Origin of the sequence: Mucilaginibacter pineti (genome assembly GCF_900101875.1) — a bacterium.
Classification (GTDB): Bacteria; Bacteroidota; Bacteroidia; order Sphingobacteriales; family Sphingobacteriaceae; genus Mucilaginibacter; species Mucilaginibacter pineti.
The window spans coordinates 121,070-135,548 of record NZ_FNAI01000018.1 but is presented as its reverse complement, the minus strand read 5'-3'; the positions used below and the strand labels follow the sequence as shown (position 1 = coordinate 135,548).

General features: G+C 45.6%; 13 protein-coding genes. 2 read left to right on the top strand and 11 right to left on the bottom strand.

Annotation, left to right across the window (positions count from 1 at the left end):
- Positions 1 to 21: 21 nt before the first annotated feature.
- The 6 genes from BLS59_RS27375 to BLS59_RS27350 all read right to left on the bottom strand — a co-directional run bounded on the left by BLS59_RS27375 (position 22) and on the right by BLS59_RS27350 (position 6,151).
- Complete coding sequence (locus tag BLS59_RS27375) at positions 22 to 324, bottom strand: hypothetical protein (protein WP_091155748.1); 303 nt, start codon at positions 322 to 324, stop codon at positions 22 to 24.
- Positions 325 to 326: 2 nt separating this feature from the next.
- On the bottom strand, positions 327 to 1,280 hold the full coding sequence (locus tag BLS59_RS31885; RefSeq protein WP_091155743.1) for a hypothetical protein: 954 nt from the start codon (positions 1,278 to 1,280) through the stop codon (positions 327 to 329).
- Positions 1,281 to 1,513: 233 nt separating this feature from the next.
- Positions 1,514 to 1,765 carry a hypothetical protein gene (locus BLS59_RS27365; RefSeq protein ID WP_143014262.1) on the bottom strand — a complete coding sequence of 84 codons (252 nt, stop codon included), beginning with the start codon at positions 1,763 to 1,765 and terminating at the stop codon, positions 1,514 to 1,516.
- A gap of 152 nt (positions 1,766 to 1,917) precedes the next feature.
- Positions 1,918 to 2,145 carry a hypothetical protein gene (locus BLS59_RS31395; protein WP_143014261.1) on the bottom strand — a complete coding sequence of 76 codons (228 nt, stop codon included), beginning with the start codon at positions 2,143 to 2,145 and terminating at the stop codon, positions 1,918 to 1,920.
- Between the two features lie 96 nt (positions 2,146 to 2,241).
- A complete protein-coding gene (locus tag BLS59_RS27355) occupies positions 2,242 to 3,336 on the bottom strand; it encodes a GAF domain-containing protein (protein WP_091155731.1) in 1,095 nt (364 codons plus the stop codon).
- 28 nt (positions 3,337 to 3,364) lie between these two features.
- Complete coding sequence (locus tag BLS59_RS27350) at positions 3,365 to 6,151, bottom strand: response regulator (protein WP_091155729.1); 2,787 nt, start codon at positions 6,149 to 6,151, stop codon at positions 3,365 to 3,367.
- A gap of 246 nt (positions 6,152 to 6,397) precedes the next feature.
- Between BLS59_RS27350 and BLS59_RS27345 the strand changes: the two genes are divergently transcribed.
- The gene (locus BLS59_RS27345) at positions 6,398 to 6,682 is read left to right on the top strand and encodes a hypothetical protein (RefSeq protein ID WP_091155725.1); all 285 of its coding nucleotides are present in this window, start codon (positions 6,398 to 6,400) and stop codon (positions 6,680 to 6,682) included.
- Positions 6,683 to 6,793: 111 nt separating this feature from the next.
- On the opposite strand, the gene BLS59_RS27340 is transcribed toward BLS59_RS27345, so the two are convergent.
- Positions 6,794 to 7,225: a YbhB/YbcL family Raf kinase inhibitor-like protein gene (locus BLS59_RS27340; protein WP_240315357.1), complete on the bottom strand. Its 432-nt coding sequence runs from the start codon at positions 7,223 to 7,225 to the stop codon at positions 6,794 to 6,796.
- A gap of 386 nt (positions 7,226 to 7,611) precedes the next feature.
- Here BLS59_RS27340 and BLS59_RS27335 point away from each other — a divergent pair, with 386 nt between their 5' ends.
- A complete protein-coding gene (locus BLS59_RS27335; protein WP_143014260.1) occupies positions 7,612 to 7,968 on the top strand; it encodes a hypothetical protein in 357 nt (118 codons plus the stop codon).
- A 313-nt stretch (positions 7,969 to 8,281) separates the two neighbouring features.
- Here the strand turns inward: BLS59_RS27335 and BLS59_RS27330 are convergent, their stop codons facing one another.
- The 4 genes from BLS59_RS27330 to BLS59_RS27315 all read right to left on the bottom strand — a co-directional run bounded on the left by BLS59_RS27330 (position 8,282) and on the right by BLS59_RS27315 (position 14,317).
- Positions 8,282 to 10,534, bottom strand: coding sequence for a CocE/NonD family hydrolase (locus BLS59_RS27330; protein WP_091155711.1), 2,253 nt, complete (start codon positions 10,532 to 10,534; stop codon positions 8,282 to 8,284).
- 55 nt (positions 10,535 to 10,589) lie between these two features.
- Entirely contained in the window at positions 10,590 to 11,300 is a 711-nt protein-coding gene (locus BLS59_RS27325) for a LytR/AlgR family response regulator transcription factor (protein ID WP_091155708.1), read from the bottom strand.
- Positions 11,297 to 12,358: a sensor histidine kinase gene (locus BLS59_RS27320; protein WP_091155705.1), complete on the bottom strand. Its 1,062-nt coding sequence runs from the start codon at positions 12,356 to 12,358 to the stop codon at positions 11,297 to 11,299. The genes BLS59_RS27325 and BLS59_RS27320 overlap by 4 nt, the downstream gene beginning before the upstream one ends.
- Before the next feature lie 975 nt (positions 12,359 to 13,333).
- Positions 13,334 to 14,317 (bottom strand): DUF2931 family protein, encoded by a 984-nt coding sequence (locus BLS59_RS27315; protein WP_240315356.1) that lies wholly within the window; start codon positions 14,315 to 14,317, stop codon positions 13,334 to 13,336.
- Between the last annotated feature and the right edge of the window lie 162 nt (positions 14,318 to 14,479).

The window sequence follows — 14,479 nt, the reverse complement described above, 5'->3', positions numbered from 1 at the left end:
GCGTATTTAGTTCAAGTTTTTTCATCCATGTGAAAATGCGGCTGCCATGCCTTTTACAAATGCAAAATACAAATAGCCAATAATACTGATCAGGACAAACACGCCGAGCAAAATTCGGCTCAACTTATCGCGGTAAGTAAGCACATAGCCTAATGTTAAAACAGAAAGGACCGGGAATACCCAAACCAGGGTTGAAAGCGCATCATCGCTATCTGCTTCTGTACAAGTGCTATATATGATCAGAGTGAAAAATATGCCGGCGGTTAACGCAGCCGTTATGGTTGGCTGATGGCCTGTCTCTGCGCTGCTTCCTGTCTCCATCATAGTTAACGGATCAAAGTCAAAGGTTGACCGGCGCTTTTGCGGTAAAAATACAGTGGCAGCAGGTATTCACTCTTATCTTTTGGGTCATAGATGCGCAAGGCCGATTGCCTGTTGGGTGTCAATAAAGTGACCAGTTTCCCGTCGCCGAAGACGTATAGCTTAGAGTTGGCTGTATCCAGGGTGAAGTGCGCGCCTGGTTTTGATAAATAATCTGTAAATTCTTTCCAGTCTTCAGCGGTGCTGCTATCATCAGAATAAGTGGCAATGTCCGCTTCTTTTACTTTGAGTGCGAAATACTTTTTCAATTGTGTGAAATTTTTGGCTTTGATCACTCGTAAAATATCTTGGTAAGCATGCAGTAATTCCGAGTGGACCGAGGGGGCGCCCTGCAGATCTGCTCCATGCTGCCAGCCTTCTACCTGGTAAGGCACCGCAGCGTTAAATTGTTGTATTTCCTGCAACTGAGATTGCTTAGGCTGAGTAGCTGAGAGCGTTTTAAACGTAGCCACATCCGTGCTGTTGGAGATATCATCAGCATCACTTTTTATGATTTTGATATCCAAAGAACTTTTAATGTGTAAAGATGTCTGCCCGTTGAGCGGAAGCAGCACGTATTTTATTTTTTGAGAACCGCTGTGAAGGATCAGGTGGTTGATGGGCATCTCACTATTTATAGCACCGCCGTCTGTATGGGTAAAAACCGGCACATCGTTGATACAGATCAGGAAATTACAATTTTGGGAAGCGTACCTGACCGTATAATAAGGCTTAATCGCTGCTGTTTTATTGCTTTTATCGCTGATCATCGTCGCTTGAACCGGGGCGGTGGTGGCTTGTTGCAGGCTGCCCAGATTCTGATGATCGCCTTTACAGCCGTAAATAGCTATTATAAAAACAAAGAATATCATTAGCGGAAGACGGTTGGCAGTTATCATTTGCTGACTTTTTTTGTTCATGATCAGGTTAAACTATACGAGCAAATAACGCCATTACGACAGGAATGTTTGACGTCCGATCGTTGGCCGATCGATTGGAACCTTTATTTAGCTGCCCGAAGGAACGGTCCGATAACGATATCATCTGTCGTATGAATCTCCAGGCAAAGGCTGCCGTGCAGCAGCAGAAGCAAGCCAGTCAATGTAAACGTTTTCCCTAAAGGGTCTTTCACCAACTTATCTGTTTCAGCATACTAGTGATACACCATGATCGCTTTATCTCTTGCCCGGCCATTGATCACCGCAGTTAATAGTGGCTCACCGTGCCGGTCGGATAGTTTTACCAATAGCGGATCAGCAACTAGGCGGATATCTGCCGCCGTACCGGAAACGGTTACATACCGACCGATATGACTTAAAAGCTCAGCTTTTGCTGCGTAGCCCAGATCAAGAGGCGTAACCAGGCCCTTTCCCGGCGCTAAATTATAGCGGTATAACGGGATCAAACGATTAGCATAGGACACCTTAACATTACTGATGTCAGAGATCAGCCAATCTTCTTTTTGATATCGCAGTTTTGCCGATTGCCGGATCTCCGTATGGTCAGCCAGACTGACCAGGTAAAAAACCCGTGCGCTATCGCCGGTTACATGTTCCGCTATCTGGCTGAACTGCCATTTTCTTCCTTTAAAGATAGCCTGATGATCCTGCTCAATGATGTCGATCCCGCGGGCAACTTCGGGTCCGGCAGTACGTTTGGCCCGCTAAAATTACCATCGTGAATGTCATTAAGAAACTGTTTGGTAATCGCTGCAGGACCTTTGCGGCACGAACTTAATATCAGGAAGCTCACGCAGCCGGTCATACAAATAAAAGTTCTCCTCATTCTTATAAATCTTAAAAATTGCCTTAATCGTCCTGCTCAGCCTTCAGTTCAATTGCGGTGAAGGCTGATAGCCCACCGGAATTGGATCCGGCAAATTCAGGCATTGTTCTCAGAGATCCTGGCCATCTGTTTGATCCGTTCGTCCAATTCGAGAACCGCCTTCTCCAACATCTCGAGATCTTCTCTTTCTGCCTGGTAGGCTCCCTCTTTGATCACGTTCATCACGCCCATGATAGAGGCTACCGGTCGCCGGAGTTCGTGGGACTGGATCCAGGCAATTTCTTCCAGCGAACGATTTTGAGCCAACACCTTCTCTTCCTGTTGTACCAATTGGGTAACATCAGTGGCGTTATAGGATACGCCAATGATCTCGCCATCTTGATTGCGTGCCGGATCGAAAGAAAAGTACCACCAAATGGCCCGGCCGGGGTATTCCAGCTTGCGTTTTAGCTTAACCGGCTGGCCTAAAAATGCCAGCTTGTAATTCTTGATAAATTCTTTTACATAGCCTCCATTAATATAATCAGTTACTTTCATACCGGTGGCGATCCTTACGCCGAATATCGTTTGTACAAAGTCAGCCAGCGCTTTATTAAAGGCCAGTGCTTCAAGTTCTCTCCCGATCAATAGGTGGCAGGAACTTTCGCTCTCAAAAAAAGAACGCAACTTGATTTCTGATTCTCTGGCGGCAACGTATTGCTGTTTAAGGATCTGCAAACTGGTATCAAATTCCAACAACTGGATCACTTGCTTAGCCAAAGCTCTGAGCATTTGCTGCTGGGTAGGTGACAACGCTCGCGGTTGCTGGTCGATCACACAAAGACTGCCGAGGTGCTGCCCGTCTCCTGTGGTCAGCGGCGCGCCGGCATAAAAACGGATCTTAGGACCGCCGGTTACCAGGGGATTGAATGCGAAGCGCTCATCTTCCCGGGCGTCAGCAACGACCATCACGTCCTGCTGTTTGATGACATGGCTGCAAAAAGCCTCTTTCCTTGAAGTCTTATCCGGATCAAAGCCCACCTTGAATTTGATGTGCTGCGTATCCTGATCGATCAGCGTGATCAGGGCTGTGGGGGTGCCGCAGATCTGCGCCGCCAGTTCCACGATCTCCTGCAATTCTTTTTCTTTACTGATCTCCAGTTTCAAAAACCGGTTGACCGCAGCCAGCCGTTCGAGTTCTTTTAGGGGCATATGCGTAAAATAAATTAGGTCTATACGTTTACGCAATATTGTCCTCTTCGGTTTTCAACAGGTTCAGCACCTGTCTCACTTCCTCCTGCGTGCGGGTTAATAATGCGGATATCATATGGTGGTCAACTGCTTTCATTTGTTCCCAGGCCCTGGCCAGTTGGGCCAGTCTTGGCAGACCTACTGAGGCAGCCGTACCGTACAATTTATGCCCGGTGGCATTTAATGCGGCCAAGTCACTACATGCTGCCTGCTTTTCTAAAAGTCCCACCGCATCCTCCAGCTCTGACCTGGTCAGCTGACGAATCGCTATTAAGAGTTCAGGATCCCCATCTGTGTAGCTTTTTAGCGTATCGCCATCCATATGATGCAGTTGATCGGTCATTCCCGGGTCGGACGATAATTGTTCATCCCCCGTAAGCCATTTATCAAGCACGGCAGCGATCATTTCTTCCACCACAGGTTTGACCACGAAATCATCCATTCCCGCTTCAAGGCACCTTTCACGCTCGCTCCGTACATTACCGGCGGTCAGCGCGATGATCGGTACCCGCCCCTGTTTTTCAAGCGCCCGGATCTGCTGCGTGGCCTCGTAACCGTTCAGTTCCGGCATTTGCACATCCATGAAGATCAGGTCGGGTAATTGCTGGCGACATAGGTTTACAGCGGCGGTTCCATTGACCGCTTCCAGCAACGTAGCGTTGGGCGCGATGCGTTTAAGGATGGTGCGCGCCAGGAGCATATTAACCATATTGTCTTCCGCGATCAGGATAGACCAGTTGCGGTTAGTGCTTTCCGGAGCTTGCTGAGCCGGTATCGCAACCGGGTTTTTTTTATGAAGCCTGGAAAGGCTGTTATACAGGTCCTGCAGCTTGATCGGTTTGACCAGCCGCTGCCGTACCTGAAGTTCCTCGCAGGTCCGGATCACCTTTTCATCGTCAGAGGAACTGTAAAGCAGCATGACCGGTTGCAGCCCTCCGGTCGTAAAGTTCTCGCGGATTTTCCGGATTGTTTCCAAACCATCCATATAGGGCATGTGATAATCCATCAGGATCACATCGAATTGCGCGCCCCCGGCAAGCAGTTGCAGGGCATCGAGACCATTGGCCGCCTGTACGCTGGCGATACCTTTCAGCCCAAGCATTTCCTGCAGGATCAACCGGTTATTCGCATTATCGTCAACGATCAGTGTCCGCCTGATCGCTTCCAGGTTCTCCCATTCCTCCGGTTCCCCGGTTTCGGCCTTTAGACGCAGGTCAAAGAAGAACCTGCTGCCCTGGCCCGGTGTGCTATCCAGCTCCAGGCGGCTCCCCATTAGCCCGAGCAGGCGGTTAGAGATCGCCAGCCCTAAACCCGTCCCACCATATTTCTTGGTCGTGGAACCATCTTCCTGCGCGAAGGCGTCAAATATCTTGTGCTGTTTTTCCGGTTTGATCCCTATCCCGGTGTCCCGGACACTAAAGCGGAACAGGGCGTTTTCAGATCCTGGGGTCAGGTTCTCCACTTTTAGCTCGATCTCGCCATGTTCCGTGAATTTCGAGGCGTTGCTGAGCAGGTTCACCAGCACCTGCTGCAAGCGTACCGTATCCGTCCAGATGAAACGCGGCAGTTCAGGGGAAAGATTCAGCAGCATTTCCAAACCCTTGGTCTGGACCTGGTAGCTGATAATGTCCGTCGCCTGTGCGGCCAGTTCATAGAGATCGCATTTTTCGATCTCCAGCTCCAGTTTCCCCGCCTCGATCTTGGAAAAGTCCAGGATGTCATTGATAATGCTCAGGAGCGCGCCGGCCGACTGGTTTACGATCGTCAGGTATTGCTGCTGGATCTCGCTGAGCTGTGTCTTAAGGACCAGATCGGTAAACCCGATCACCCCGTTAAGCGGGGTGCGGATCTCATGGCTCATGTTGGCCAAAAACTCCGACTTGGCAATACTCGCCTGTTCAGCCTCCTTACGTGCGCTTTCCAACTCTTCCTGCTGTCGGATTGCCAGCGAGATATCGCGGCCAATGGCAAACAGGTTCCGCGTCCCTTCCTCCGGCGCAACTGTCCATTGCAGGGTAAAATAACCACCATCCCTGGACAGCAGGCGAATAACAAAATTGACGGTGGGTTGGCCCCCAGCAAGGCTTTCCAATTCACGGCGGGTGACCTCCCGGTAATCGGGATGGATCAGTTCCAGGAAGGGTGTGGTTAACAGCTCGCTTTTATTCCAGCCCAGCAATTGCTGGAAAGCCGGATTGACCCGCCGGAAATAACCATCGCCGCCGGCGATACAGATCAGGTCGCCCGAAAGATTGAACAACTTCTCCAGGTTGCGCAGCTCTTCTTTTTGCCGGCGTTCCCGGATCAGTTGCATGACCTCATCAGCCAGCAATTCCAGCGCTCTGGCCTGCTTTGGCGTCAATTTGTTAGGCTTGTAATCGATCACGCAGATCGTCCCGAGGGCATAGCCTTCCGTACTGACAAGCGGGTAACCCGCGTAGAAGCGCAGTTTCGGACCGGCGGAAACCAGGTCGTACTGCTTAAAGCGCTCATCCTTGCTGGCATCCGGGACCTCCATAAGCGCTTTCTCCATGATCGTATACTGGCAAAAGGCCAACGTGCGGGGAATCTCGCTGCCCTCCAAACCGATCCGGGATTTGAACCATTGCCGGTCCTTTTCGATCAGGGATACCAAAGATATAGGCATATCGCAAATAAGCGTGGCCAGCTGGGTAATGCGATCGAATTCATTTTCTGCCAAAGAATCAAGGATCTCATAGTCATGTAAGGCTTTCAGCCGTTCTGCTTCATTTGCTGGCACAGGAAATACGCTCATAATCAGGCATGTCAATAATTAGATCCTAACAATAGCATTGCTGTTATGTTTTGTCAGAAAGAAAATGAACGGACTGCACGAAGCGCAGTAAGAGCTTGTTCGCTATACACCCCACAAGCATTCAATGAGAATGACGTTGGTTGACCCTTCCAAACCTTTAAGATATATTCCTATTGAGAGTAAAGATTTGGCTTTTAAATTTATACAGATCACAATTGCTTTTTATATTTGATCAAACCTGAACTTATGAGCCTTAGTTTGTACCTGGATCAACACTATTCATTTGAAATTTCCTTTTACGAGGATGAATACCAACCTGGTGTATTATGCCTGATCCTTACTCCTGATCAACATTATATGCTCTTGCAAAAAGAGCTGGTTTCCGGGCACTGGCGACAGGTCGCCGGCGGCAACTTTCATCCTGCATTTCAGCAAGCGATCCTGGAAAGTTCCCGGAATCTGATCAACTGCATGTTAGCAGTCCGACCTTTACAAAAAGCGGCAGATCTTGATCCTTGTTTTAGGATTTAGTTAGGATTGAATTTGAAAGATAGCTTTGTATTCGTCGATGCTTAGCTAATCCATTCTGACAATGGAAAACTGCTTGGCCTATATGCTATTGGTAACAGCTTGCCTGCCGTACTAACGTTTGCAGTATATCGCCAGCGATGCTTTTGCTAAGGTGTGTTTACTAAGCATAAAGCCAGTAAGTGCCGCAGTCGACGTGGCATTAGTGCCCAACTTTTCCGTATCCAGTGCATAGACCGTGATCAGGTACCGGTGAGGAGCATCTCCCGTAGGCGGACAAGGTCCCTGGTATCCCGGCGATCCCGTGTCGTTCTGACTTTGCAGGCTCCCGGCGGGTGCCTGATCTGTCTTAGCGTCGCCTTGACCGGCTTTTAACTCCAGCACCTGTGATGGAATATCTACGATCACCCAGTGCCAGAAGCCACTTCCTGTCGGCGCGTCCGCGTCATACATGGTAACCGCAAAACTTCTGGTACCTGTCGGGGCACCGTTCCAACTAAGCTGCGGTGAATGATTAGAGTCATTACAGCCAAAATTTCCAGCCAAAAACTCATTGGTGAACTGACCGCCCAGGCTGTTGCTTTTCAGCGTAAAAGTTTGTGCATAACCTGTTGCGCGTAAACATCCGTATCACCTGTAGTGACCCTTATATTGATCGTTAAGTATAAGGATGAAGCCGCGCATACGGTTAAAGGCTTACATGAAGGTATCAATCGGAATCCTTATTCTATGATGTACAGGACGTGCTTAGCGGCAAAAAGAAAGTCGAAAAGACTATGGTTCATTCGCCGGAGATGTTACCGTTACGTGGCTTTATCAAATGCTCAAGGTGCAGCCGCATCTTGTGTGGCAGCGCATCAAAAGGGCGTAGCGGTTATTATTACAATTATCACTGCTCATCCGACTGTCGACGCGGGTTCAAGGCCGAAGATGTGAATAAAGTATTTAATGAGGCTGTAAAGGAATTTACCATACAGGAAGATTTTGCTGAACTATTCGCCCAGGTTATTACCGATACCTATAAGAGCCAGAACACTACGCAGGTGATTTCCCGTTCTGAATTGCTCAAGGAGATCAATGATTTAAACAGTCGTATCGCCAAAGCGCGGGAGCTTCTTTTAAACGGAGACATAGATGATGCGGATTATAAAACTATCAAATCCGAGAACGAGTATAAAATAAACGTTTTGGAAGCTAAGCTGGCAGAGGCAGCAGCGACCAAATCAAAGGCCGATAACATTGGACCTATACTGCGGAGAGCGATTAGAAAATTAACCCAGCTTGATTGATTTACTCAAAATCAACAAGTTCAGAAGAAAGAGAATTGATCGTTCGATGTACCCCCAAAAATTCACTTCGAAGAATTACAACATCGAACGGCTTTTACGGGCGAATTATATTCCTATATCTACCTGGTTAGCAGTGAAATAAGAGGTAAAAACGAAGGGCAAGCGACCGATTTTTCGTGCTTGTCCATTCTGGCTCCCCAGACCGGGCTCGAACCCGTTAGATAATTACACCCAAAACTCTCATACTTTCAGTCAAGCGCGGTTCGAGTTTAGTCCGATTGAGGCTTGCGTTTTGCTTGCACTTTTACCTTAACTATCGCATAACGGGTACTTCTATGTAGCTGCCATTTGCCCATTTGACCTTTAACGGAATCTTCCCATCTGTCATCGTTTCTTCTGCTACGTTTTTCCCTGTGCCGTAATTTACCTCGGCAAACGGATTTTTATCTATATTTAGAACAATGAGTAAACGGCTGCCTTTACCCAATTGCCGACTCACCATGCGGGTACGTTTAAACGGTAAAGTTTCTTCTTTGCCCGGCTGTAACAATATTCTTCTGGTCATATCTCTCGCGTAACTGGCGCGTCCCAAAAAATATGATAGTTCAAAGTGCTTCTCATCCGGTGTGAGTTCATAGAGAGTTACGGTAATATCCATATCTTTTTTATTTATGATAGCCTTCAGTTCACCGCTGAAAATGCCGCTTACCGTAATGGGTTCATCAAACGGCTTACTCAAAAAAAACAATCCATTGCTGCGATCAATGCTATCCTTAATTATGGGAAAGGGATAATAGTCGCCATACAGGGTCTTTCTATCATCAAGATTAACGTTTTCAGCCAGCCATGCTTTGTCTTGGCGTTTCGATGTTGAAAGCATATAATTTTTCCCGTCTTTTAGGTCGGTCAGATACAGCTTCAACCTTTCATCGGCCATCCGGGCTACTGATGGTACGTGCTTCCATTTGTTTGCACCCATGATCTCGTAATTTACCCGGTTCTTGATAATTTCAGGCATTTTGGCACCTTTGAATATATGATCGAACCATTGAAAGGTAATATCCCGGGTACTCATCAGCGCGATAGGATCAATTTTGTAACCGCGCAGTACCGGTACTCCGCCGCTTTGCGTTCCAAAATGATCGTATGGACCTACGATGAGGTAGTGATCTGCTTTGGCATTATATTGTAAATGCTCGAGGTAATAATGCAGACCTGATATCTGTCCGTCATCATAATAGCCCTCGAAAGTAAGCACAGGGATATTAATGTTGGCAAAATCATGCTGGTAAGGTACCTGTTGCTGCCAGTACCTGTCATAATCGGGATGCTTAAGCCAGCGCTGTAGCCAGGGGTTAGGCCTGCCGTCTACACTGTCGATCTTGTTGTATTCTGCGCCGCTGTTAAACCATTTCCAGTTGAGCGAGCGCCAGCGGGACGGATCGTTATAAACCTTGTTGTTCAAATACTTGTTATCGGTAGTATAAAATGCCCACCCGTAATTAGCATTTAAAAACACATTGTTTTCCATAGGCAATCCCAAACCCGGTATGGCCGCTACATAAGGCACGATGGTTTTGAGCGCCGGGTTATGGTATTTTGCGGCTGCCCATTGCGTAAAACCATTGTAACTACCGCCGTACATACCCACTTTGCCGTTGCACCAATGTTGCTTGCTTATCCAGGTAATGATAGCGTTGGCGTCTTCGCCGTCATGTTCATACGGAACTATCTTATCCGGGCTTAAGCCTTTTCCACGGCTGTAGGCTGTGACAGCTGCATAACCGTAAGCGGCTGGCGCAAACAGCCGCAGATCGGTACTATCGGCATAAATAGTGTATTGCAGTGCCGCAGGCTGGGGGTGGGTATCGCCCTTTTTAAGCACGGTGACAACATTTATTCTAATGTCACCTGTAATTGTCACCAACTGGCTTTTAAGTTTATACCGCCTTCTACAATCGGCCATAATCAACGGCATTACAATAGCTGACGTTTTCTGAGAAAATCGGAGATCGTAATAACTTATACAAAGCAGTAACGCTTCGGATATGGATAGCTTCTCTTTTTTTTGCGCTGATGATAATTCGTTCTGAAAAGCGTCTTTTAATGCACCGATCCCATCAGAACGAGGAAAGCTGCCATAGCTGCAATAGGCAGATTTATCGTCAAGTTTTTCAAGTGTGCTATTGAACAAGGCAGTGTATGTTTTTGCAAAAGCAGCCGGGTTTGAGACCTGCCCGACCATGTTTTTTGCAAATATTTCATAAGCCAGGTAACTGGGTATTTTATAAGGGCTCACCTGCAACGAAATGGCATACAATGCCTTGATGGTTGCCAGCGATGCGCGGTAATCGCCGGTAAGCATTTGCAGTTTAAACTCGTTTTCAAGTAGATCTTTCCTGTTCTCGTCAGTATAACTTTTCATTACACCAGCCGCCAGTGAGCTTATTTCTCTTTCGATGGAAATACTATCATTGGCAACAATGTGCGATATTGATAGGTGCTGAGCCATCGCAAAATGGGTGATAAAAAGGCATAGCAATGCCATGCAGATATTTCTTTTCATTTTTTTATTTGTAAAAGCGCTAAATTATTTGATTAATTGGATAAGGGCAGGTTTTTTATCCATCCTTATTTTTGGCATCCATCATCAGCTTAAATTTCACCCATTGCCGTTCGGACACATCGACGCAGTCGCCGGTTGTAAGCCCGATCTTTGCTTTTCCATCGGCAGGGGTTTGAATATGTGCAATAAACCTGGTGTTGATGAGCTGCGCACGGTTGACCCGGAAAAATACCGATCCGTCCAGACGCGTTTCCAACTGGTTGAGTGAACTCTTTAGAAAAACCTTTTTATCACCAAAATAAAGCCTTGCATAATTATCCATCGATTCAATAAGGAATACATCGTTCCAGCGGATGAAGTGATATTGGTTCCTGTCCTTAACAAAAATGCGGTCTTCCTGCGCGGTAGTAAGTTTTTGCTTTACCTGTTCGATGGCTTTTGCAAAACGTTCTCCGCGCACGGGTTTCATTAAATAATCCAGTGCACTTACCTCAAAAGCCTTAACGGCATACTGGTCAAAAGCGGTGACGAATACCACCTGCGGCACATGCACAAGTGCTTCCAACAAATCAAATCCCGATTTTTCCGGCATCTGTATATCCAGAAAAACAACGTCGGGTTGCTTTTCTTCGATCATGCTTTTGGCTTCGTCTGCATTTTGGGCCTCGGCAATCAATTCCAGGTCTGTATATTCGGCCATGAGCCGCTTTATCTCGTTCCTTGCATTACGCTCATCGTCAATGACGATCACCCTTATCTTTTTCATATCGCCGGTATCAGTATGTATGCAAAAACGCTTTCCGATTGCTGGCTGATGCTGAATGCAGCCGCGCCTTTGTACTGAAGCAATAAGCGTTCGTTCAGGTTTTTTAAACCCAATCCACCTGATAGCGTCCCGGTTTGCAGTTTTCCCGGACTTTGAACCGAAATTTTCAGGCTATCGTCATCATGCATGATTTTTATGTGGATCAATCCGCCTGCTTTTTGCCTACTTATGCCATGCTTAACCGCGTTTTCTACCAAAACTTGTACGCTGTAGCGCAATATCAGTATGGTGTTCAGTTCGGGCGCACATTCAATCTCAAATTGCAGACGCTCTTCAAGGCGAAGTTTTTCTAATTCGAGGTAATCCCCAGCAAGGCCAAGTTCATCCTGTATGGTATGCAATAACGTAGCATCTTTATAAAGTGAGGTTCGCAGTAAGTCCGATAACAGGTCAATCGCCCGTCGCGCCGATTTTGGCCTTTCAATGACCAGCGCCTTGATGGTATTGAGCGAATTGAAAAAAAAATGCGGGTTGAGTTGGGCGGACAAATTATTTAACTGCGCATCCTTAGCGATCAGTGCAAGTCGTGCATTTTCTTTTGTCAGATTGATCTCGCGTTTGCCGTAGTAATATAAATGAAAAGCCAGCAACCATATCGACATCAGCCTAAGACCCGACATTCCTATTTGCACCCAATTGATTTTAAAAAATACCACGAAAGGACCCGCGTGACCAACTGTAAGCCACTGGTGGAATAAGTAGATCTTTACTATGGTAGTGAGCATAAAAACAAAGCCCATAAAAGTAACTGTAGGAATAAGCCTTTTTAATAACTGACCAAGATTAAGCAGTTGCCAGCGGCAACGAAGCGAGAAAGCTCGGTATAGATGAGTAATAAAGATATACAAAGCAACATCAGAGATATACTGCAGCGCACCAACAAAAAAATTGAAGTTTTTACTGTCCGAATAGCCCAGGAACTCCCAGTAAATAGCGGCTACCGACCAGCCGATCAGCTGGCATTTCCAATAAAGTGATCGTTGTATGGGTTTGTTCAATGTAATTCAATTGATAAACAATCAAAGCAACGCAATAAACGCCGTACTTAAAACATAAAATACAGGAGCGCAGCAAATTGGGGATGAATGCGGATTGGGGATGGCACTTTCTTAATATCGTTAAAGAACACGCGGCTTACAGGACACAATGCATCGTTTGGTAGGAAGGTTAGCGGCACCGCTGTCATAAGATGAAGATTATAGCTCTCATTTTTTCAAACCTAACATAATATAGTTTGGGTCGTTTACAAGCACTTCTGCACGAAGAATATTGATTTCATATAACGTCACAAACCTAATGTGATTATTATACAATAATTACAACTTTTAATAGCAGTAGTCAGTTAAAAAACAGACTTTTTGTCTTTTTTTTGCAATTATTCACTGAAAACTTCATCGACAATTTGATATTCCATACTAACAATAATACTCAATTGGGGTGGTAAGCGAAATAAGAAAAGATTATAAGAGGCTTAAAACTATCATTACCAATTCTAAAATTTAATTGCACTGTCAAAATCCTGTATACCTTCATACTTATGGTAAATGGATTTAATTTCCAACAGCCTCTTAAATCTTCCGGGAGCCTTCACAAAATTACGTAATGTCTTGCTATAGCATCAAGATTTGGCTCTAAAAAAATGAATTCAGATGAAGCTAAACAACGTATTGAAAGAGATTTAGAGGATTTTTTGATGAACATGCGCTTCATTTAATTATCGAGATTAATCTGAACGGCGCGTACTAGAAATGCCTACCCAATAACATTTTGAAGTATCGCGACTGCAAAGTCACGGTAACAGGGGTACAGTTAGCTGTTTTTTCTAATCATTATCTGCTTTTTATAACAATTGGGCCAAGCCAATATCCATTACTGAAAATCCCTGCGAGAAACTTATAAAAGGGCTAAATAATTCATAACGGTTATATTCTGGATAAAACACAACGTATTAAGCCCAATAAAAAAACACAAAGTTATACATCCAAATAAATGCTTCCTTCGCCTTTTACTAACTCTATTTTTTTGGTGTCATGTTGTAAAAACAGGCGATATTTATTATTCCCGGGATTAAGCTGAATAAAGAGTTCGGCCGGTTGTTTAGCATTGTCTCCATAAACATCTTTGTAGGCTTTGAATACTTCGGTTTCGTTGAGCTTTACCTCAAGCAGGTATTTGGTTTTCTTGCCGCCCCACTCGTCGGTCCATTTAACTCTTAAGTTTTTTAGCCTTGCTCTTTCTGCATAATCAGGTTTCTGTAAAGCTTCAGCTACCAGGTCTTCCTGTTCACCATTATAAAAGTGCATAAACAACTCAGTAACCTTTGCGTTGTGTGATTGCTCGAAAGAAACCACAGGCTTCAAATTAAATCGCTCGCGATAGGTATCCCATAAGCCCAATTGTAAACCTTTTGCTTTTAGGTTTGCTGTGGCTTCGGGTTCGTCTTTCATTATTGATTCGACAATGGCACCCAGATCATGCGTCATATCGCTCGAATAGCCTTTTATTGCGATAAATTGCTCTACGGTGATCTTTGAAGGCTGTGCCTGGTAACGGCCAATTTCAACCTGATTGTTGATGCCTTGTATCCACACCACAACAACGCCACCCGGAGCCATACCAACAACCATACCTTTGTATGAGGTATGCTTTAAGGTGTAAGGGTGGGTGTAACCCTTTGCAAATAGTTTTGTGATCTTATCGACCGGCAAATCAAAAAGCCCTGAATAAAATTTGCTTTCAGTATATGACAGCCAGGTGATCTCTAATTTAACGGGCACCGGTTTTTGTTCATCACCAATAACTGCCGTAGTGCCATCTTCGCCCCAACCATTTTTTATCGGGTCGGTGCCTATTATAGGGGCTCTTTGGCCATCGGGAAAAATAAACGAAGCACTGGCTATAATAGCGGGGTATAGCTCTGGTGCACATTCAGTAGGCAGCCATTCAAATTTTTTCATAGAAGATGTGGGAGATTGACAACTCATTAAGCTCACTAATAAAAGCATAGTGAAAGTAAGAAAATACGATTTTTTATATTTGTTGACCATCGTAACTGCCCCAGGGTGTGTTTTTTTTGTCTGCAACATTATCATATACATGCCTTGCTATTTTATTATTTT